Below are 19,553 nucleotides of genomic sequence, written 5' to 3' on the forward strand. Positions count from 1 at the left end.
CGAAAAATATAGGTAAAAGCTGCCCAAGCCGGATAATTCCGGAAGATCGATGTGTAGGGTATAAGAAGCTAAACATTTGGGACTTAGGATTATACTTCAAGCCGCAAATATAAGTATAGTTTAGAGAAGTGGCAGAGGTGATTTGTTAACTTTTTCCAGCGCCAGTGGAAATATAAAGAAGGTCTTTTAAAAGCTAAAATACGGATCATTTAATCTAAGACTAATCAATTTCCGCAGGAATCTTTTAAAATTTTATAAGTTTTAGAAAAACCTCCATTTCAGAAAAACCTTTCCTGAAATGGAAGTTTCACTAAGAAACTGAAATTATTAAATTACTCTTCGTCTTTTTCTTCATTCCTTACCACAAGCCGGAACCCTTCCCCGTGGATATTTAAAATTTCAACGTTTTCATCTATTTTCAGATACTTACGAAGTTTGGCTATGTAAACATCCATACTTCTTGAGGTGAAATAATTATCATCCCTCCATATTTTTGTTAATGCAAGTTCCCTTGGCATTAAATCATTTTCATGTAAGGCGAGTAAACGCAGCAATTCATTTTCCTTTGGCGAGAGTTTTTGCGGCTCTCCGCCATCGTAAGTTAAGAACCTAAGTTTTGAGTTTAGGTGGAACTTGCCAATTTCAAACTCGAACTGCTTGCTATCTGCAACGCTGTCTGTTGCTTTGCGCTGCATGATTGCCTTGATCTTCATCAAAAGCACCTCGCTGTCAAAAGGCTTGTTGAGATAATCATCTGCACCTACTTTGTAACCTTTCAGTACATCTTCCTTCATCGCTTTGGCGGTTAAGAAAATAATAGGAATTTCCTCGTTTTTGTCCCGAATTTCCTTGGCAAGTGTGAACCCGTCTTTGTAAGGCATCATCACATCCAGGATACAAAGGTCGAAATCGTCTTTTTTAAACTTTTCGAAACCTTCCATACCGTTTTTGGCGTGAGTGACTTCATAGTCGTTCATTGCCAGGTAATCTTTTAAGACTGTCCCAAAGTTTGGATCGTCTTCAACTAATAAAATTTTCTTGTCTTCAGTTTCCATATATTAAGATATTAGTGGTAATTTAATTATAAATGTGCTTCCTTTTCCTTTTTCGCTTTCTACGTAAATATCCCCGTGATGGTCTTCAATTATTTGCCTCGCATACGCCAGACCAAGGCCATGGCCTTTAACATTGTGGATATTTCCCGTATGTTCACGATAAAATTTTTCAAATATTCTCTTCTGGACAATTTTGCTCATTCCTGCTCCCTGGTCCCTTATTTTTAGAATAATCTTGTCCTTTACATTTTCAGTATAAATATCAATTTTTGGCTCATTTGGTGAATATTTCACCGCATTATCAAGAATGTTCACGATAACATTGGTAAAATGGTCTTCATTTGCCAAAATAGAAGATTTTAGCGCTGCAAAATGGGTTTGCACATAACCGCCGCGATCTTCCACAATCAACTCTACGTGAGTGACTGCATCTTCTATAATATCATGTAACTGAAGTCTTTCCTTTTTGAGGTCCAGTTCATTTTTCTCCAGTTTTGAGATGCGCAGCACGTTCTCTACCTGGGCATGCATACGCTTATTTTCATCTTTTATCATCTTTAAATAACGCGACACCTTCTCCTGGTCATTGATGATTTTAGGATTTTTTATGGCATCCAGCGCCAGGTTAATAGTAGCGATAGGAGTTTTAAACTCATGCGTCATATTATTGATAAAGTCTGTCTTTATCTGTGAAATCTGCCTTTGTTTTATAAGTTGTGACAGCGCGCTGGAATAGGCTATTACAATAATTAGTGTAAAAATAATGGAAAGGGAAGCCATTAGTATCACAGAGGATAATACCACTTCTTTTTTCCCCATAAAATTTACCAGTAACCTGTAATTGCTCTTTCCATTTTGGTTCACAAATAATGGAACTCCATAGGTCCCGGGATGATCTAACGAAAAATTATCTGAATGCAGGTTGGTAGCAATAGAATTACTAAAAACCGCGTATTCAAAATTGGTTTGTATATCCCGTTTCTCAAGTTCTTCTGTTATCAGTTTCTCTATAGTTTCCTCGCTTACCCTGGTATGTATGGGAAGCTTATCTGTTACATCGGCAATTAAACGGCGCAAAGATTCTTTTTCAACATCCTTCATGCGCACCATGCGTTCTATTTGCTGCTGTGCCGTAAGAGACTCTTTATCCAGGCTTTTCTTTACAATATTGGTTACCCGTTTATTAATGAGTTTTGTGAAAAGTATACTGTCTTCTCCTGAACCTAAAAAACCAGAAGAGATCTTGTAATCCTCTTCTAATATCGCTTCCGCCTGGAACTGGGACTGATTCTTCAGGTTATCGCGGCCTGAGCTAAAATATTCCGTTAAAGTAACCCCGTTAAGAGAACTGTTATTTTTATTTATAGAATCAAACCGAAACCAGTAACTTTCCAGTTCACGGTTCTGAATTTCATCGGCAACATTAAGAAGTACCTGCTTTGCGTTGTAGGAAAATTGTTCTTCCCTGTCGTCTATCGTACTCTTAATCCAATACCCCTGAACGAAAATAATACCGATAAGGGAGAGGCTCATTAGAACAACGAGAAGAAAAAATAACTTCTTATTCATGACCTCAAAAGTAAGATTTTAACATTTAGAGCTCTGACGGTTTAACCAAATGTTAACAGACTTTTCCTTAATTTTTGCCTGACTTTAAGATAATTTGATGCAGTTTTCGCACAGCGCTCTGGGTTTGCTCCCGTTGAAGATTTTCGATCTCAAAATCCGCCAGTTTTCGCTTTTTTTCATCATCCCACTGGTTATTCATGCGGGCCTGGATTTCTTCTACAGAACTTTGGTCCCGTTCCTGAAGCCTCTTAATTTTTTCCTCATAAGGGGCGGTTACCAGGATAGAATAATCGCATTTTTTGTACCCACCTTTTTCAAATAAAATCGCCGCCTCATAGATCACATAAGCTGCATCCTGAGTGTTTTTCCATTTTTCAAAATGCTTTGCTACAGCAGGATGAATAACATTATTCAGTAAATTAAGTTGTTCAGGATTATTAAAAACCCTGGAGGCGATGTATTTCCTGTCCGGCTGTTTTCCATTATAAGCTTCCTCTCCAAAAATACCAATAATCTCTTTTCTGATTTCTTCGGAAGAATTCATCAGTTCCCGGGCAGCATCATCTGCAATATACACGGGAATTCCCAGGTCTCTGAAATAGTTTGCCACAGTGGTCTTTCCGCTGCCAATGCCCCCGGTTAGTCCTACTACTTTCATTTTTTAATAACAAACTGAATTTTCCTTTCACTTAGCCTTACATTCGTAACAAAACCTGGTCTTTCCACAACTTTCGCTAAAAAATAGTCTTCCCCTTCATTTACTTCGCTATAATCACAAACCACCCTAAAGTCTGTTGGCTTCACCCTTTCGTAATCTTCAAGATTTACCTGGTAATATACCAGTATTCTCTTCGGAAAATAGGCCAGGTTGAGATTCTCCGGCACGTTAATCACTTCCACGGGAATCTGCACACTGCCCTCGGTAAATTTTTCAACTTCCAGTGAGTAACCTACCTCATCACGATAGAAACTAAGCCTCCCCAGGTTTGTGGTGTCCAGTTTTACCTGCCCGGAAATATCCCGGTTTACGTTGGTACGGGTAATTTCAAGGGTTGGCACCTCTTTAATGGTATCAATAATATTTTGAGGTCCGCTAACAGTAACCGAATCAGGTTCAATTTTTACGCCCTGCCCTGCGGAATATCCCACGGCATAACTCACTTTTATCCTTGGCACCACCGCGATCCTGCGCTCCTGTTTAGGCTGAAAAGGAATAAGGATGCTACTATCCAAAAAGGTGGAATTGTCGAAATCTATTCCTAATTCTTCCGAAATTTCATTACGATTATCCTCAATCTGGTAAACCAGGTTTCCATTGTTAACCTCGGTTTGAGCAAGGTCTATAGTAAGTTCCGGGCGAAAAATGCGGTAGTAAAGCAGGAAGAAACCCTGGTCGTGCATGCGCACAGCAACCTGTTGGGGCCTCTCCGCAGATAAGCTTTTATCCAGGGGAGCATTGGTATAATGTAAGGGTATTTGCACAATTTGCGTGTATTCTTTAGAAAGCTGTACCAATAACCATGTTAAGGCCGAAAAGAAAAGAAAAACACCAAAGGTCTTTACATTCGCTTTTTTAAAACTCCTCCTCCTTATTATTTTTAAATTGTCCAGCATGTTTAAAAGAATAATTGCGGATAAACCTTCTCCGGGTTTTTGTTTAAAATATTAATCTGAAAAAAGGATTGCAAAAAGCCCCAGCCGTAACCAAAGAATTGAATGTTAACAGCTAAAACAGCTAAAAATCCCACCCAGATATTTTTACTTTTGAAAGCAGCATCTATGCCAATGATACCGAAATATAAGATATAAATTGAAATAAAAAAGTATAGATTAAAAGCAGCAAAAATTAAGGACATTATAAATCCAGCGGTAAAAACCGTGGGAAACCAATAGGTGACCTTAGCCGAATGGGGATGCCATTTATTTAAAATTGGCCTTACCAATCCGAATTTTTTTACCTGCTTATAGAATTTGCCCCAGTTAATACGCCTTTTGTGAAATACCCTGGCACCGGGAATTAAACATGTTTTAAATCCCGATTTTATAAGCCTCAGGGATAAATCGGGATCTTCTCCCGGGTGGATTTTCCCAAAACCTCCGGTAGCTTCAAAAGCTTTTCTGGAAATCCCCATATTAAAACTTCTTGGCTGGAATTTATTTACAGAAGATTTTTTTCCCCTTATCCCTCCTGTGGTCAAAAAGGAAGTCATACTGTAATCTATAGCCTTCTGTATATCTGTAAATGAAGGATGCGCGGCATCCGGGCCGCCAAAGCAGTCACAGAAACTATTTTGCAGAAATGCATCAACCTCCTTCAGATAATCCGGCGGCAGCAAAACATCGGAATCCAGGATAAGAAAATAATTGCCTTTTGCCCTATGCATTCCGTAATTACGGGAATTCCCGGGGCCGGAATTTTTCTTATAGTAGTAAGCAATTTGAAGTTTTTCAGAAAATTCTGCAACTACTTCTTCCGAAGAAATATCTGAACCGTCTTCTACAATTACAACTTCAAATGCCGATACAAACTCAAGCTGAAGCATGCTTTTTAATAATTCCCTGATTTCCTGCGGACGGTTGAAAACGGGGATTATAAAAGAATAACTGAGGTTCATCTGGTAAATCTAAGAAAAAAGAAGAGGCTGTTTAAAGATTAAAATTCCACTTCAGGATTTAAAATTTTTAAACAACCTCCGGTATATCAAAATGCAGAAGCAAAGATTATTCTTCCTGCTCTTTCTCGAAAGCTTCCATAACCTGTTGGCTTACTCCCATATTTGAGAATCCGCCATCGTTATACAGGTTTTGAAGAGTAACTCTTTTTGTCAAATCTGAAAAAAGCGTTACGGTATAATCGGCACAATCCTGCGCGGTGGCGTTGCCCAGCGGCGACATTTTATCGGCATAAGCAATAAATCCACCAAAGCCTTTAACCCCCTGCCCGGCAGTAGTTGGAGTTGGCGACTGGGAAATGGTGTTTACGCGTACTTTCTTGTCTTTTCCGAAGAAGTACCCGAAGCTACGGGCTATAGATTCCAGGTAAGCCTTATTATCGGCCATGTCATTATAATCAGGAAATACCTTTTGCGCGGCGATGTAAGAAAGGGCAACAATACTTCCCCACTCGTTCATAGCATCTTTTTTATAAAGCGTCTGCATTGTTTTATGAAAGGAAACCGCAGAAACATCCCAGCCTTTGGTGGTAAAGTCATAGTTCATATCGGTGTAATGATTGCCTTTGCGCACATTTACAGACATCCCGATAGAGTGTAACACAAAATCGAGCTTTCCGCCAAGAATTTCCTGGGCCTTTTCCACAAGGTTTTCCAGGTCTTCAACTTTGGTGGCATCGGCAGGAATAATTTCAGAATTTGTCTTTTCGGCAAGTTGTTTTATACTTCCCATTCTCATGGCAATAGGCGCATTGGTTAGCACAAATTCCCCACCTTCTTCGTGTACGCGCTCAGCAGTTTTCCATGCGATGGAATTTTCATCCAGCGCTCCAAATATAATTCCTTTTTTACCTTTTAGCAGGTTATATGACATGGTTGTTTTATTTTAAGGTTGTTAGCGTGTAAAGATAGTAGTTCCATTTTCAAAGTTCAAAGTTTTTGCAGCAGGAATTGAATTCAGTTGAAGTTAGAGGTTAGAAGTTCAAAAATTCGCTTTTCCTGATAATGAGCAAAAAGTAATCTCCCATTCTTTTCCAGTAGTTTTAACTTCAACTATTCACGAAAAAATTTCCCGCACATCACACAGACTATCGCAGAAATCAAATTTACTATTCAATAAAAAACTCTAAAAGCTGCACTGAAGCACTGAACTCCCCTCTTTCCACTCTCCACTCCATAGCTGTATCTCAATATTAAATTCTCAATACTCAATACCATTCAGCAATTCCTTGGCGTGGGCCCGGGCAGACTCACTAATATTATTGCCACCCAGCATCATGGCCAGCTCCTCCACCCTGTCTGGCGTTTGTAGCTGCCTGATTTTAGTAGTGGTCACATTTGCGGTGTCTTCTTTAAATATTTTGAAATGACTGTTACCCTTGCCGGCAATCTGCGGCAGGTGAGTAATGGCAATTACCTGCATGTTGTTGCCCATTCGCTGAAGAATCTCTCCCATTTTTTGGGCAATATCGCCTGAAACCCCGGTATCTATTTCATCAAAAATAATGGTAGGCAGGTTGCTTTGCGCGGCAAGAATACTTTTTACCGCCAGCATAATGCGGGAAAGTTCCCCTCCGGAAGCCGCTTTTTTCATCTCTTTAAAATCCCCGCCTTTATTTGCCGCGAGGTACCAGGATAACTGGTCCTGCCCGTTCTGTAGAAAGGTTTTTTGCTGCTGAAGTTCAATTTTTAGCCTGGCATTGGGCATTCCCAGGGCCGCCAGGGTTTCTTCGGTTTCCTTAATGAATGGCGGAATTATTTTTTTACGGTTTTCATGAAGTTTTTTAGCAACCGCAGCCAGTTCTTTCTCTTTATCTGCAATGGCTTTGTTTAATTCTGAAAGATCGGTTTCAGCATTTTCACTTGCGGAAACTTTTTTCTGAAGTTCCTCCTGTATTTCCTTTAGTTCCTCTATACTTCCTGCCGCATGTTTTTTCTGAAGGTTATAAATAAGCTGAAGCTTAGTATTGGCAGCTTCCAGCTCTTCAGGGTTAGCCTCCACCCTTTCCAAAGCGGCAGCGATTTCTTCCCCAATATCGTCCAGTTCTATAATCACGCTCTGCAGGCGTCCATGCAAGCTTTCATAAGTTGGCGAAAAGGTCGAAATCCTTGCCAGGCTGCCCCGCACTTCTTTCAGAGTTTCCAGGCTCCCTATTTCTTCCTGGTTTATGTTGTTGAAGGCAGCGCTTAGCTGCTCGGTTAATTCTTCAACATTGTTCAGCTCTTCATAACGGGCTTCCAGTTCTTCCTGCATTCCCGGCTTTAGCTTCGCTTCTTCCAGTTCATTCAGCAAAAACAGGTTGTAATCGTATTCTTTCGCTGCCTGTGCCTGTTCTTCTTTTAAATCTACAGCTCTTTTTTGCAGTTTCCGGTACTCTTTCAGATGCTGTTTATATTCAATAATAACGCCTTCATTTTTGGCAATAGTGTCAATTACCTGAAACTGGTAATCTATATTGCCCAGACTAAGGGTTTCGTGCTGACTGTGAATATCAATAAGATAAGTTCCCAGGGCATTAAGAGAACTAAGGTTCACAGGTGTATCGTTTACAAAAGCACGGGATTTTCCGGAAGGCAAAATTTCCCTTCGGATGATGGTGCTGGATTCATAATCCAGGTCTTCAGAAACAAAAAAGTCTTTCAGCTTATAATTGGTAATATTGAAGGTGCCTTCAATAACGCATTTTTTAGCTGAATTCCTGATTGCGCCATAATCTGCACGGTTCCCCAGGAGCAGTCCCAGCGCGCCAAGCATGATCGATTTACCCGCGCCGGTTTCTCCTGTTATTGTGGTAAACCCCGGCTGAAGATTAATGTTAATATCTTCAATTAAAGCGTAATTTTTTATAGAAAGTGCTGTAAGCAATGTGATATAAATTTGAGCCTAAATATACCTAAGATTACATTCCGAATCAAAAACAATTCAGTTTATTGAAGAGCATTCCAGCTTTTGGAATAGCGGGGCGCGATATTGTTTAGCGTTTCCACCAAAGGGCTAAGAGGAATAGGTGGGCCTCCGGAAAAAATGAGCCCGATTTCATCTGCCTTGGAATCGAAAAATGTTCGCAAAAGCAGGGAATTTGCCCTTCGCGTGTTCATGCTTTCCAAAGTTTCCAGGCTTTCAGCCACAGCAAGTTTCCCCGCCTGTAGATCTTCATGCATCACATCCAGACCCAGCCGGTGATACTGGTACATGGCAGTTCGAAATTCCGCATAAGTATTAGAAAGCAAATTGGTATTAAGGCGATAACGGCTTTTTGAACCATCGGCACCACGCCAGCCCTGCGAATTTCCCTGTTGGGCAGTGGTTACAATCCTGTTGGCTTCCTCAAAATATTCGGTCCCGCCGTTCAGTTCAAAAGTATCGGCATCAAGCCCAATAATAGTATAAACGTAAAAAGATATTACGGAAACCAGGTTGGAAGTGTAAGAATTGGCACTGTAATTTAAAGGTTGATATTCCCGGTAATTAAAATTGAACTGCTCATCGTTAAAATTGAAAACCGGCGTGATCATGGAAGTGCCAAAAACCGGCCTGGAAGACTGCACCTGAATGCTCCCGGTAAAAGATTCGCCCTCATAGCTGTTTATGGTGATGAACATGCTGCAGTTAATGCGCTCCTGGTCTTCGTACTCCAGGTTTGTCCAGGTACTCTGGTTAACAAAATCTGTAAGGGAGCGTTGCAGTGTCCTAAAAACCGACTGGTTGCTTTGTCCGGTTTGCTCAGCGTTTATGATAATCTCGCAATTGAGTTCCTGGGCCATCATACTCTGAAGGCCGGCGAGGCAAAAAATAATTACAAGAAATTTACGCATTTAAAAGTTCTGCTACTTCATTTAAAATATCGCGGGCGACCTCTTTCTTAGGTTTCAATTCAAATTTTTTCTCCCTATCTGGATAGACAATGCTAATTTTATTGGTATCCTTTTTAAATCCGGCGCCTTCATCGCGCATGGAATTCAAAACAATAAAATCGAGGTTTTTCCTTTGCAGTTTTCCGCGGGCATTCTCCAGTTCGTCATTGGTTTCCAAAGCGAAGCCAATCAGCTTTTGATGCTTTTTCCTTTTTCCCAATTCCTTTAGGATGTCCTGGGTCTTAGTTAGCTTAAGGTTCAGTTCCTCTTCAGATTTTTTGATTTTTTTATCCGCTACTGTTTTAGGTTTATAGTCTGAAACCGCTGCGGCCGCAATTACAACATCCACCTCATCAAATCTTTCGGTAACCGCCTCAAACATTTCCTGGGTGCTAACCACTCTTATTAGTCCAATCTCTTTATTTCCCAGCTGAAGATGGGTAGGGCCGGAGACAAGAATCACCTCAGCGCCCATTTCAGCAGCAATATGCGCAAGCTCAAACCCCATTTTCCCGCTGGAATGGTTTCCTATAAAACGCACAGGGTCTATGGCTTCGTATGTCGGGCCGGCAGTAACAAGAATTTTTTTGCCTTTAAGGGGCAGGTTTGCAGAAAAATGTTCTTCCAGGAAGACAATTATTTCCTCGGGTTCAGCCATTCTTCCTTCCCCGGTTAAACCGCTGGCGAGTTCTCCTGTGCCCGCAGGAACCATAATATTACCAAATTCCTGAAGAGTGGAAAAACTGTTTTTCGTGGAAGGATGCTGGTACATATCGAGATCCATGGCCGGGGCGAAAAACACCGGGCATTTAGCCGAAAGATAGGTAGCCAGCAAAAAATTATCGCTGTTCCCCGTAGCCATTTTGGAAAGTGTATTGGCCGTGGCCGGGGCAATAAGCATAAAATCTGCCCACAATCCCAACTCCACATGGCTGTTCCATGTTTGGTTCTCATTTTCTTCATGAGTAAAAGAAGACAGCACCTCATTTTTGGAAAGGGTGGAAAGGGTAAGCGGGGTAATAAAATCCTTAGCAGCCGGCGTCATAATAACTTTTACCTGGGCGCCGGCTTTTATAAACAATCTTACCAGAGAGGCAGTTTTATATGCAGCAATTCCGGCAGTAATGCCTAAAAGTACTTTTTTGCCCCTCAATACAGACATAAGAATTTATCTATACTTCAGAATTCTTGGTATTGCGGTAATAGATCTTTTCATCTAACCACTCCTGTACCGCCAATGCATGTGGCTTTGGCAGCTTTTCGTAAAATTTGGAAACTTCAATCTGCTCCTTATTTTCAAAAATTTCGTCCAGGCTGTCATTATAAGTAGCGAATTCATCAAGCTTCTCCAACAATTCTTTTTTAATCTCAGAATTGATTTGGGTAGCTCTCTTCGCAATTATAGAAATTGCCTCGTAAATATTATCTGTCGGTGCATCTACCGCATTTCTATCGTACGTAACACTATTCACCGGTGCATCCATCTTTTTTATATCCATTTTACTATTATTAAAAATTTTGTAATCTCGTATTTATATCGTCCAGGGAAACTTCAATTGCAGGAACATATTTCCCTTCAGGATAATACTTCATATAATCTGCGGCGTAGGTCTTTGCTTCCTGCAAACGCTCCTGCATTAACTGGAAATAACTATTGATCGCCAGTTCATAGGCTGCATCAAACTTATAATAATAAGCATCTTCCCTAAAAGGAGAGCCGGGATAACTGGCTAAAAAGTTATCAAAAGAAACAATAGCCGCTTTATAATCCAGGGTTTTATGATATTGTTTGGCTATTTCATACGCCTTTTTCTCAAGTTTGATCCTTAACTCCTTCGCCATTTCGTTGGCTTTATCTACATATTCCCCTTCAGGATAAGTGTCTAAATACTGCTGAAGCAGTACAATTGCCTTATCGGTTTCGGTCTGGTCCAGGTTATAAGGAGGAGATACATAGTAATTACTCGCCGCCATTTTAAAAGCTGCCTCTTCCGCTTTTTCACTATCAGGGTAGCTCTGCAGAAAACGCTCAAACTGGAAGGACGATAACAAATAATCCCCTACTTCATAATAGGAGTCGGCAAAAAGGTAACTTACCCGTTGCCCCTGAGGTTTTCCTCTAAACTGTGGCATGATCTGGTCAAAAAGTCGGATAGCTTTGCGGAATTTGCGATTACTGTCTTCTGCCTTGGCTTCGTTATAAAGCTTTTCAGCATAAGAATATTTCTCTCCCACATCCTTGCTTTTTAGCATATCCTGGTATTCACTACAGGATACCACCAGCAAGACACAGATTAATAAGATCCCTTTTTTCATTATTTGTAAAAACATCTGGCAAAAATACATATTTTCCGCACTAAAAAAAATTCCTTTCTTACAGTATAACCTGCAAAAAAGGAAAATAGTATGCATGCGAAAAATGAACCCGGTAATTTAAGCTCCAGGGCTTTAAAATTGCTCGACAAAATCTTCAATTTTTTGTTGAAGTGAGGCCGTGGCTTTTACCAAAGGCAACCTGAGATTATTTTTGCAGATTCCTTTTTTGGCGAGTAAAGCTTTTATCCCGGCAGGATTTCCTTCGGCAAAAATAAGACTAATAGAAGGCGCTATTTTATAATGCAACTGGTAAGCTTCTTTTGAGTTTCCTGCCAGTCCCAGCTTTACCATTTTAGAAAATTCCGCAGGGAATCCCTGCCCGATTACTGAAATCACTCCTTTCCCCCCGGCAAGCGTCATAGGCAGCGTGATCATATCGTCCCCGGAAATTACAAGGAAATCTTTGGGCACAAGGCTAATAAGCTGCATCGCCTGCACAATATCTCCCGCCGCTTCTTTAATCCCAATAACTTTTGGAATTTCCCTTGCAATCCTATTAACTGTTTCGGGAAGAAGGTTTGAAGCAGTGCGGCCTGGTACGTTATATAAAATCACCGGTTTTGGTGATGCCTCTGCTATAGCTTTAAAATGCTGAAAAATTCCTTCCTGTGTAGGTTTGTTGTAATAAGGAGAGACAGAGAGTACGGCATCAAAACCTTCAAGACCTGAAGATTTTAGTTCTTCAACAACATCCATGGTATTATTACCGCCAATCCCGATCACCAAAGGTAACCTGCCGTTATTTTTGGCAATAATGGTGTTTTTTATCAGTTCTTTTTCTTCGGAAGTAAGGGTTGCGCTTTCGGCAGTGGTTCCAAGCACCACCAGGTAATCTATCCCGTTTTGCACCTGTTCTTCCACAAGTTTTTCCAAAGCCGGCACATCTACGGTTAAATCGTCATTAAAGGGAGTAACAAGCGCAACTCCTGTTCCTGTAAAAGCATCCATGCTATTCAATTCTCTTTTAATTTTAATTTTTTTATCAATTCCCATTAAAGCAGAAATATTTTTACCCAAAAGCAGGCAACAGCATGTTCTGTTGCACATTTTCTAATAATGGGGGCACAAATGTAAATAAATTCTATGAAGGCCATAACTAACAAGGCATTTCAGAAAGGTCAATATTACTTTATTTAACACCTTAAGTATTTTTGTGAAATAGCTGTACAGATTCTTCAGGTAAAACCTGCATATCTCGAGGTTCGCTTTACAATAATTTAATTTTCCCCCAGCAAAACATCTTTTATCTTTGCAGCTTCTAAGTCAGAAAAATGAAGTTTTACAGATTAGCCTATATCCTGCTGTGTTTTTTCCTGATTTCTTCCTGCAAAACAGAACATTATTCAGCTAAAATTGAAGAAAAACGCATAGCCATAGATTCAGACATTCAGCAGGATACTTCCATTACAAATTTTATTCAACCTTATAAAGAACATATAAATTCTGTTTTAGACAGCGCCCTGGCCTATAACCCCTCCAACCTTTCCACAAGCGATGGAGATTTGAATACTGCCATTGGCAATTTAATGGCAGATATCGTACTGGAACAGGCAAATCCTGTTTTTCGCCAAAGAACCGGCCACAATATAGACGCGGTATTGCTGAATTACGGCGGGATACGTTCTACCCTGAACAAGGGAAAAGTCACCGCCCGCTCTGCCTATGCGCTTATGCCTTTTGAAAATGAAATTGTAGTGGCACAACTTACCGGTGCAAAAATGAAGGAAATGCTGCAATATCTTGAAGATGCCGGCACTGCACATCCCGTAAGCGGAATCAAGATTAAGATGAACGATAATTATAAAATTGTTGAAGCGACTATAGATGGCAAGCCAATTGATACCAGCAAGACCTACTTCGTGGCGACATCAGATTATTTGCAGCAGGGAGGCGACAATATGGCTTTTTTTAACAATCCGGAAAAGCTTTATAATGTAGACTATAAACTGCGAAATGCCATTATTGATTATTTCCGGAAAGTGGACACCATTGAGGCTAAAGTTGATAACAGGTTTATCCGGATAAAGGATCTGTAAATTCTAAAACTGAATTGCTTCAGAATAAATAAAAGAAAAATGAAAAGAAGGAATTTTATACAGCAAACTTCGGCAGCTACAGCATTTGTGGGGCTTGGCGGCCTGGCATCGCTCTCTTTTAAAAAAGATTCCCTGAAACATATTACCATTTTGCATACCAACGATGTGCATAGCCATATTGAAGCTTTTGGGCCAGATGATCCTAAAAATCCAAATATGGGCGGTGTGGCAAGAAGAGCAAGCCTTGTACAGCAGATTAGAAATGAAAATCCCAACACGCTTCTTTTGGATGCCGGCGATATTTTCCAGGGTACGCCATACTTCAACTTTTACGGCGGCGAACTGGAATTTAAACTAATGAGCAAGCTGAAGTACGATGCCGCCACTATTGGAAACCACGATTTTGATAATGGCATTGACGGCCTTTACTCTCAGCTGCCCCACGCCGATTTCGATTTTATCTGCTCCAACTACGACTTTAGCAATACGGTGATGGAGGGACATACGCTTCCGCATAAAGTTTTCAGCAAAGACGGGGTGAAAATTGGCATTTTTGGGCTCGGTATAGAACTGCAGGGATTAGTAAACAATCGGCTTTACAAAGAAACCAAGTATCTTGACCCTGTAGAAACCGCCCAGGAAATGACCAGGATCTTAAAAGATGAAAAAAAATGCGATCTGGTAATTTGCCTTAGCCACCTTGGCTATAGTTATAATGACGAGAAAATTGATGACCTTAAACTGGCCAGGGCTACAGAAAATATCAACCTGTTTATTGGCGGCCACACCCATACTTTTCTTGAAAAACCGACTGTGGAGACAAATAAAGCCGGTAAAAAAGTGCTGGTTAACCAGGTTGGCTGTTACGGCCTTTACCTCGGTAGAATAGATTTTTACCTGAATGGTGATGAAGATCTCCAGTCAGATGGTGTAAAAATAGTGCTTTAAAGCAGTTGCTTTATTTTCTATTGCTATTATTATTCAACCTCTTTTACCTTTGCCCAGGTTTCAAGCGTGAAGTTTAGGGTTAAGGAATAAAGGTCAGCGGCACGTTATCTCTTCTGTTTGGTAGTGAAGATCCCGATTTTCCGGGGTTTTTCAATTCCTGATTTCAACCTTTTTACTTAATGGCCGCAATTACGAATATGTGCTATTGTTGTCGATTTTTATCCTGAAGTTAATTATTAGAATACGTTAAATTTATAAATAAGTACGCATACATGTACCTTTTTATGTATTTTTGATATGATCTTTATACCATTATAAAAATTAAAATACGAATTATGAGAACTGTAACCGCAAGTTCATTAAGAGGTAAATTAAAATATTTTCTGGATTTAGTTTCTGATTCTTACGAAACGTTAATCATACCTCGAAATGATGAAGACGATGCTGTCGTATTAATGAGATTAAGTGAATATAATGCTCTTATGGAAACGAACTATTTAAATTCTACTTATAATAATAAAGAGGCTTTACAAAATGCTAAGAAGCAAGCAGATGAAGGGGATGTTATTGAAGTTGATATTTAATGAAAGTAGTTTTTGCTAAAGATGCTTATGATCAATATTGTTATTGGAAAGAAAATGATTACAAAGTATTCCAAAAAATAGATCACTTAGTTAAAGCTATAAAAGTTGATCCTTTTAAGGGAATTGGTAAACCCGAGCCTTTAAAGGAGAATTTGTCCGGATACTGGTCTCGCAGAATTAATCAGGAACATAGATTAGTATATAAAGTTTCTGGAATCTCTCCAAATCAAAAATTGACAATTATACAGTGTAAATTTCATTATTAGAAATTTCCCAAAAATCGGCTAAATTTATCTAGGTAATTAAGAAGCTGTTTTTCAAAAAAACAGCTTCTATTTTATCATCTTTAAAAAACCTTTTTCGTCCAGCATAGTGGTGCCGAGTTTCTCGGCTTTAGCCAGTTTGCTCGGCCCCATGCTTCCCCCCGCCACCAGATAATCCGTCTTAGAAGAAATAGAGCTGGAAACTTTCCCGCCATTATCCTCTATTAATTTCTTCAATTCATTCCTGGAAAGCTCAAAAGTCCCGGAAATCACAAAGGTTTGCCCATCAAGTTTATTGGTTTGTTTCGCCAGTTTTTCTGCGGAAATTTCCATCTGCACCCCATATTTCTTAAGGCGCTCCACAATTTTCCTGTTCTCTTCATTGGCAAAAAAATCGGCAACGCTCCAGGCAATGCGCTCCCCAATTTCATCAACCGATACCAGTTCTTCTTCTGAAGCTGCTTCCAGGGCGTCTATGCTCTTATAATGCCTGGCCAGTTTTTTGGCCACGGTTTCACCCACATAGCGAATCCCCAAGGCGAAAAGCACCCGCTCAAAAGGAATTTCCTTAGACTTTTCTATTCCTTTTATAAGATTATCGGCAGATTTTTCTGCCATTCGCTCCAGGGGCAGGATTTGCTCTTTCTTAAGCTCGTATAAATCGGCGTAATTTCCAATAAGGCCATTGTTCACAAACAAAGCCACTGTTTCCCCGCCCAGGCCCTCAATATCCATGGCTTTCCTGGAAATATAGTGCTGGATTCTGCCAATAATTTGCGGCGGGCAACCATTAGTGTTTGGGCAGTAATGTTGCGCCTCTCCTTCATTTCGAACCAGTTCTGTACCGCATTCAGGGCATTTTTGAGCGTATTGGGTAGGTTTGGAATTCGGGTCTCTTTTGGTAAAATCTACCCCAACAATTTTTGGGATAATCTCCCCTCCTTTTTCAACAAAAACGCTGTCTCCTTCCCTAACATCCAGCTTTTCAATCTGGTCGGCATTATGCAAAGAAGCCCTTTTTACCACCGTGCCGGCCAGTTGTACCGGCTCCAGGTTGGCCACAGGTGTAATCGCCCCCGTGCGTCCCACCTGGTAACTGATTTTGTTTAAAATAGTGGTTTCCTGTTCTGCCTTAAACTTATAGGCCATGGCCCAACGCGGGGATTTCGCGGTATAACCCAACTCGTCCTGTTGGCTAAAAGCATTGATCTTTACCACCACCCCATCGGTTTCATAAGGCAGGTCATGCCGGTGCACGTCCCAGTAATTCACATAATCCATCACTGCAGAAGTGCTGGTTTTCAACTCAGATTCATCAGGTACTTTAAAGCCCCACTCCCTGGCCTTTTGCAGACTTTCAAACTGGGAATTTATATTAATATTTTCTCCTATTATATTATACAGCAAACAATCCAGCGGCCGCTTAGCCACCTCTGCACTGTCCTGCAATTTTAAACTTCCCGAAGCTGTATTACGCGGATTGGCATAAGGTTCTTCTCCCGCTTCCACGCGTTCTGCATTCATTTTGGCAAAACCCTCGTAAGGCAGCACAATTTCCCCCCGAATATGAAATTTATCAGGATAATCGCCTTTCAGTTTTAGAGGAACTGAACGGATGGTGCGCACATTATTGGTAACATCATCTCCCTGAAAGCCGTCGCCCCGGGTTACCGCACGCACCAGTTCCCCTTTTTCGTAAGTTAAGCTGATGGACGCGCCGTCATATTTAAGCTCACAAACATATTCCACCTTACCATCAACCAGTTTTTTTACCCGCTTTTCCCAATCTTCCAGCTCCTCCTTGGAGTAGGAATTTGAAAGCGAATACATGCGATAATCATGCACTACGGTGGCAAAACTCTTGGTTACCGCGCCACCCACGCGCTGCGTAGGCGAATTTTCATCGTAAAATTCCGGATGTTTTTCCTCCAGCTCCTGCAGTTCCTTAAGCTTCATATCAAAATCATAATCGCTGATTTCCGGCTTATCCAATACATAATAATTGTAGTTATGCTGTTGCAGTTCCTGGCGGAGCTTGTTTATTTTCTTTTCCACATCCATATTTTAATGAAAATTTTATTTGATAAATTCCAGGTGATCATCTTTATATTCAAGATGAAATTCAGAGTTTTGATGAGTAAATTTTATGCTGAAGTCTGAGCTATAAGCTTTATCATCTACCGGAAACCATTTCTTTTCAGCTCTATCTATGGTAATGATAAGCCCCTGCGGATCTCCAATGGCACAGAATTTCTGAAGGCTGCCGTCAAACATTTCCAGCCCGCAATTGCGCTGAAGAAAATCGTACTTTTCTTTAATATCTAATGTTGCCAGGCCAATCTCGCTTATGCCGCTGATTTTTTCCGCGGTAAATGGGCACGTATCAGCTTTATTAAAGTTTCTTCTGGAAATAAATTCCAGGATAGTTCCATCCTCATCATAAAAATAGACCGATTTCGCGTCCCAGTTACTAAAATCTACAATTTCGTCCTTTCCGCTTTTCTGGATCTCCACCCTCTCTTTCAGCCATTCCAGCGCTTGTTTTTCCTGCCTGTCCTGTATATGAAAAGCGATATGGTAAGGCGTGGCCCCGGCTTTCTTTGTAAACTTCAGCAGGGAAAATCCCAGCTTTATCTCAAAAGTATCCTTAGTTTCCTTTAAGACTTCAAGGCCCAGCGTATCCCGGTAAAACTTTTTTTGCTCTTCAGGCCGGGAGGTAAAAATCTGCAATTCTGCTATCTTCATCTTCAGCAAAAATTAAGTCTGATTTTTATTCATCCATTTAGGAACGGCAACAGGTTTAAAATTGGCCATTTTTTTCAGCAATTCTTCAATATCTTCCGCAATAAGCAAAAGGTCAAAATTTTCCTTTTTCAGCAAATCTTTCCTAACCATGGTTTTTAGTATTGCAATAAGCTCATCGTAATAGCCGTTGCTGTTAAGCAGACCAATTGGATTTTTATGCAGCCCCAGCTGGCCCCAGGTAACAATCTCAAAAAGTTCTTCAAAAGTACCAAAACCACCAGGCAAAGCGATAAAACCTTCACTGAGTTCGTGCATTTTCATCTTGCGTTCATGCATGTCTTCTGTAGTAATGAGCGCTGTTAAATTTGGGTGAACCACTTCTTTGGTCTTTAAAAAATCCGGAATTACGCCGGTTACTTCCCCGCCGTGGTCCAGCGCCCCTTTTGCCACGCTGCCCATCAGCCCAAGTTTACTTCCGCCATACACCAGCTTTATATTTTTTTCTGCTAAAATTTTTCCCAAATTATAGGAGTCTCGTAAAATAACTTCATCATTACCATTACTGCTGCCACAAAATACCGCGATGCTCTTCATTATAAAATTTTAGAAAGTTCCTTTTAACATCCTGTAATTCCCGAAAATATCCTTTTTTAAACAGGGTTTAAAATTATGCATTTTCAGCAAATTTCCGGTTTCTTCAGCTAAATACTGATTGATTTCAAAATACAATTTTCCGGAAGGCCGCAATGAGTTTTCTGCCAGTTTTGTGATGGTTTTATAGAAAACCAGCGGATTTTCATCTCCCACGTAGAGGGCCAGCTCCGGTTCAAAATCCAGCACATTTCGCTGCATTTGCTTTTTTTCCAGTTCCCGCACATAAGGAGGATTGGAAACAATAATATCAAAATGTTGATCCAGTTTATTTATTTCCAAAACATTCTTTTCCATGAAAGTAATCTTGACATCATTATTCTCTGCGTTAATACTCGCAGTTTCCAGGGCTTTTTTGGAAACATCTATGGCAAAAACTTCTGCGTTTTTCAAATGTTTGGCCAGTGCAATGGCAATACAACCACTGCCGGTGCCAATGTCCAGGATCTTTAGATTTTCTGCGGAAGAATGATCCTCGAGGATCCACTGTACCAGTTCTTCGGTTTCCGGCCGTGGGATAAGCACAGCTTCATTTACCTGAAAAATTAGTCCGAAAAATTCTGTTTCCCCAAGGATGTATTGTACAGGATAATGATTTTTTAATTTTTGAAAGGCAGCTTCAAAATTGGCATTTTCAGCCTTAGAAATTTCCCGTTCCGGCTGAATTGCCATTTGGAGACGGTTCATCCCCAGGTACTCTTCAGCAAGAAGATTAAAAAAAGAAACAATCTCCTCCTGCGGATATTCCTCTTTTAGTTCTTCCTGAAATTTTATTTTTAGCTCTTTTACCTGCAATGTT

General features: G+C 40.4%; 20 protein-coding genes. 4 read left to right on the forward strand and 16 right to left on the reverse strand.

Features of this window, described 5'->3' with window-relative positions; translation table 11 throughout:
- Nucleotides 1–332: 332 nt before the first annotated feature.
- From RM553_RS16035 to dapA, 12 genes are all read right to left on the reverse strand, one after another.
- The gene (locus RM553_RS16035) at nt 333–1,055 is read right to left on the reverse strand and encodes a response regulator transcription factor (protein WP_311535967.1); all 723 of its coding nucleotides are present in this window, start codon (nt 1,053–1,055) and stop codon (nt 333–335) included.
- Nucleotides 1,056–1,058: 3 nt separating this feature from the next.
- Complete coding sequence (locus RM553_RS16040; protein ID WP_311535968.1) at nt 1,059–2,624, reverse strand: sensor histidine kinase; 1,566 nt, start codon at nt 2,622–2,624, stop codon at nt 1,059–1,061.
- A gap of 67 nt (nt 2,625–2,691) precedes the next feature.
- Entirely contained in the window at nt 2,692–3,282 is a 591-nt protein-coding gene (gene coaE, locus RM553_RS16045) for a dephospho-CoA kinase (protein WP_311535969.1), read from the reverse strand.
- Nucleotides 3,279–4,238, reverse strand: coding sequence for a YbbR-like domain-containing protein (locus RM553_RS16050; protein WP_311535970.1), 960 nt, complete (start codon nt 4,236–4,238; stop codon nt 3,279–3,281). Before RM553_RS16050 ends, coaE begins: the two co-directional genes overlap by 4 nt.
- Nucleotides 4,239–4,240: 2 nt before the next feature.
- Nucleotides 4,241–5,239: a glycosyltransferase family 2 protein gene (locus tag RM553_RS16055; RefSeq protein WP_311535971.1), complete on the reverse strand. Its 999-nt coding sequence runs from the start codon at nt 5,237–5,239 to the stop codon at nt 4,241–4,243.
- Between the two features lie 106 nt (nt 5,240–5,345).
- A complete protein-coding gene (locus RM553_RS16060; protein WP_311535972.1) occupies nt 5,346–6,170 on the reverse strand; it encodes an enoyl-ACP reductase FabI in 825 nt (274 codons plus the stop codon).
- Nucleotides 6,171–6,497: 327 nt separating this feature from the next.
- Nucleotides 6,498–8,162 carry a DNA repair protein RecN gene (gene recN, locus RM553_RS16065; protein WP_311535973.1) on the reverse strand — a complete coding sequence of 555 codons (1,665 nt, stop codon included), beginning with the start codon at nt 8,160–8,162 and terminating at the stop codon, nt 6,498–6,500.
- A 62-nt stretch (nt 8,163–8,224) separates the two neighbouring features.
- Complete coding sequence (gene porD / locus RM553_RS16070; RefSeq protein ID WP_311535974.1) at nt 8,225–9,112, reverse strand: type IX secretion system protein PorD; 888 nt, start codon at nt 9,110–9,112, stop codon at nt 8,225–8,227.
- On the reverse strand, nt 9,105–10,313 hold the full coding sequence (gene coaBC / locus RM553_RS16075) for a bifunctional phosphopantothenoylcysteine decarboxylase/phosphopantothenate--cysteine ligase CoaBC (protein ID WP_311535975.1): 1,209 nt from the start codon (nt 10,311–10,313) through the stop codon (nt 9,105–9,107). The genes porD and coaBC overlap by 8 nt, the downstream gene beginning before the upstream one ends.
- 10 nt (nt 10,314–10,323) lie before the next feature.
- The gene (locus RM553_RS16080) at nt 10,324–10,650 is read right to left on the reverse strand and encodes a DNA-directed RNA polymerase subunit omega (protein WP_311535976.1); all 327 of its coding nucleotides are present in this window, start codon (nt 10,648–10,650) and stop codon (nt 10,324–10,326) included.
- Nucleotides 10,651–10,660: 10 nt separating this feature from the next.
- Nucleotides 10,661–11,467, reverse strand: a complete 807-nt coding sequence (locus RM553_RS16085; RefSeq protein WP_311535977.1) for an outer membrane protein assembly factor BamD — start codon at nt 11,465–11,467, stop codon at nt 10,661–10,663.
- A gap of 132 nt (nt 11,468–11,599) precedes the next feature.
- Nucleotides 11,600–12,475 carry a 4-hydroxy-tetrahydrodipicolinate synthase gene (gene dapA, locus RM553_RS16090; RefSeq protein WP_311536016.1) on the reverse strand — a complete coding sequence of 292 codons (876 nt, stop codon included), beginning with the start codon at nt 12,473–12,475 and terminating at the stop codon, nt 11,600–11,602.
- 323 nt (nt 12,476–12,798) lie between these two features.
- Between dapA and RM553_RS16095 the strand changes: the two genes are divergently transcribed.
- From RM553_RS16095 to RM553_RS16110, 4 genes are all read left to right on the forward strand, one after another.
- Nucleotides 12,799–13,563, forward strand: coding sequence for a 5'-nucleotidase (locus RM553_RS16095; RefSeq protein ID WP_311535978.1), 765 nt, complete (start codon nt 12,799–12,801; stop codon nt 13,561–13,563).
- 39 nt (nt 13,564–13,602) lie between these two features.
- A complete protein-coding gene (locus RM553_RS16100) occupies nt 13,603–14,511 on the forward strand; it encodes a bifunctional metallophosphatase/5'-nucleotidase (RefSeq protein ID WP_311535979.1) in 909 nt (302 codons plus the stop codon).
- A gap of 335 nt (nt 14,512–14,846) precedes the next feature.
- The gene (locus tag RM553_RS16105) at nt 14,847–15,095 is read left to right on the forward strand and encodes a type II toxin-antitoxin system Phd/YefM family antitoxin (protein ID WP_311535980.1); all 249 of its coding nucleotides are present in this window, start codon (nt 14,847–14,849) and stop codon (nt 15,093–15,095) included.
- Complete coding sequence (locus RM553_RS16110; RefSeq protein ID WP_311535981.1) at nt 15,095–15,361, forward strand: Txe/YoeB family addiction module toxin; 267 nt, start codon at nt 15,095–15,097, stop codon at nt 15,359–15,361. The genes RM553_RS16105 and RM553_RS16110 overlap by 1 nt, the downstream gene beginning before the upstream one ends.
- 66 nt (nt 15,362–15,427) lie before the next feature.
- On the opposite strand, the gene ligA is transcribed toward RM553_RS16110, so the two are convergent.
- The 4 genes from ligA to prmC are packed head-to-tail and all read right to left on the reverse strand — an operon-like array spanning nt 15,428 to nt 19,549.
- Nucleotides 15,428–17,419, reverse strand: a complete 1,992-nt coding sequence (ligA, locus tag RM553_RS16115) for an NAD-dependent DNA ligase LigA (protein ID WP_311535982.1) — start codon at nt 17,417–17,419, stop codon at nt 15,428–15,430.
- Nucleotides 17,420–17,434: 15 nt separating this feature from the next.
- Nucleotides 17,435–18,103 carry a VOC family protein gene (locus RM553_RS16120; protein WP_311535983.1) on the reverse strand — a complete coding sequence of 223 codons (669 nt, stop codon included), beginning with the start codon at nt 18,101–18,103 and terminating at the stop codon, nt 17,435–17,437.
- Nucleotides 18,104–18,115: 12 nt separating this feature from the next.
- Nucleotides 18,116–18,697, reverse strand: a complete 582-nt coding sequence (locus tag RM553_RS16125) for an LOG family protein (RefSeq protein ID WP_311535984.1) — start codon at nt 18,695–18,697, stop codon at nt 18,116–18,118.
- Between the two features lie 9 nt (nt 18,698–18,706).
- On the reverse strand, nt 18,707–19,549 hold the full coding sequence (gene prmC / locus RM553_RS16130) for a peptide chain release factor N(5)-glutamine methyltransferase (protein ID WP_311535985.1): 843 nt from the start codon (nt 19,547–19,549) through the stop codon (nt 18,707–18,709).
- Nucleotides 19,550–19,553: the final 4 nt, after the last annotated feature.

This window comes from Autumnicola tepida (assembly GCF_031846485.1).
In the GTDB taxonomy this organism is placed as follows: Bacteria; Bacteroidota; Bacteroidia; order Flavobacteriales; family Flavobacteriaceae; genus Autumnicola; species Autumnicola tepida.

Bases quoted from the DNA above. Each gene is read 5' to 3' on its own strand.
- coaE (WP_311535969.1), bottom strand. From the start codon at position 3,282: ATGAAAGTAGTAGGACTAACCGGGGGCATTGGCAGCGGAAAGACCACT.
- ligA (WP_311535982.1), bottom strand. From the start codon at position 17,419: ATGGATGTGGAAAAGAAAATAAACAAGCTCCGCCAGGAACTGCAACAG.
- RM553_RS16055 (WP_311535971.1), bottom strand. From the start codon at position 5,239: ATGAACCTCAGTTATTCTTTTATAATCCCCGTTTTCAACCGTCCGCAG.
- RM553_RS16080 (WP_311535976.1), bottom strand. From the start codon at position 10,650: ATGGATATAAAAAAGATGGATGCACCGGTGAATAGTGTTACGTACGAT.
- RM553_RS16095 (WP_311535978.1), top strand. From the start codon at position 12,799: ATGAAGTTTTACAGATTAGCCTATATCCTGCTGTGTTTTTTCCTGATT.
- RM553_RS16050 (WP_311535970.1), bottom strand. From the start codon at position 4,238: ATGCTGGACAATTTAAAAATAATAAGGAGGAGGAGTTTTAAAAAAGCG.
- RM553_RS16040 (WP_311535968.1), bottom strand. From the start codon at position 2,624: ATGAATAAGAAGTTATTTTTTCTTCTCGTTGTTCTAATGAGCCTCTCC.
- RM553_RS16035 (WP_311535967.1), bottom strand. From the start codon at position 1,055: ATGGAAACTGAAGACAAGAAAATTTTATTAGTTGAAGACGATCCAAAC.
- RM553_RS16110 (WP_311535981.1), top strand. From the start codon at position 15,095: ATGAAAGTAGTTTTTGCTAAAGATGCTTATGATCAATATTGTTATTGG.
- RM553_RS16100 (WP_311535979.1), top strand. From the start codon at position 13,603: ATGAAAAGAAGGAATTTTATACAGCAAACTTCGGCAGCTACAGCATTT.
- RM553_RS16105 (WP_311535980.1), top strand. From the start codon at position 14,847: ATGAGAACTGTAACCGCAAGTTCATTAAGAGGTAAATTAAAATATTTT.
- RM553_RS16060 (WP_311535972.1), bottom strand. From the start codon at position 6,170: ATGTCATATAACCTGCTAAAAGGTAAAAAAGGAATTATATTTGGAGCG.
- dapA (WP_311536016.1), bottom strand. From the start codon at position 12,475: ATGGATGCTTTTACAGGAACAGGAGTTGCGCTTGTTACTCCCTTTAAT.
- RM553_RS16085 (WP_311535977.1), bottom strand. From the start codon at position 11,467: ATGAAAAAAGGGATCTTATTAATCTGTGTCTTGCTGGTGGTATCCTGT.
- porD (WP_311535974.1), bottom strand. From the start codon at position 9,112: ATGCGTAAATTTCTTGTAATTATTTTTTGCCTCGCCGGCCTTCAGAGT.
- RM553_RS16120 (WP_311535983.1), bottom strand. From the start codon at position 18,103: ATGAAGATAGCAGAATTGCAGATTTTTACCTCCCGGCCTGAAGAGCAA.
- RM553_RS16125 (WP_311535984.1), bottom strand. From the start codon at position 18,697: ATGAAGAGCATCGCGGTATTTTGTGGCAGCAGTAATGGTAATGATGAA.
- coaBC (WP_311535975.1), bottom strand. From the start codon at position 10,313: ATGTCTGTATTGAGGGGCAAAAAAGTACTTTTAGGCATTACTGCCGGA.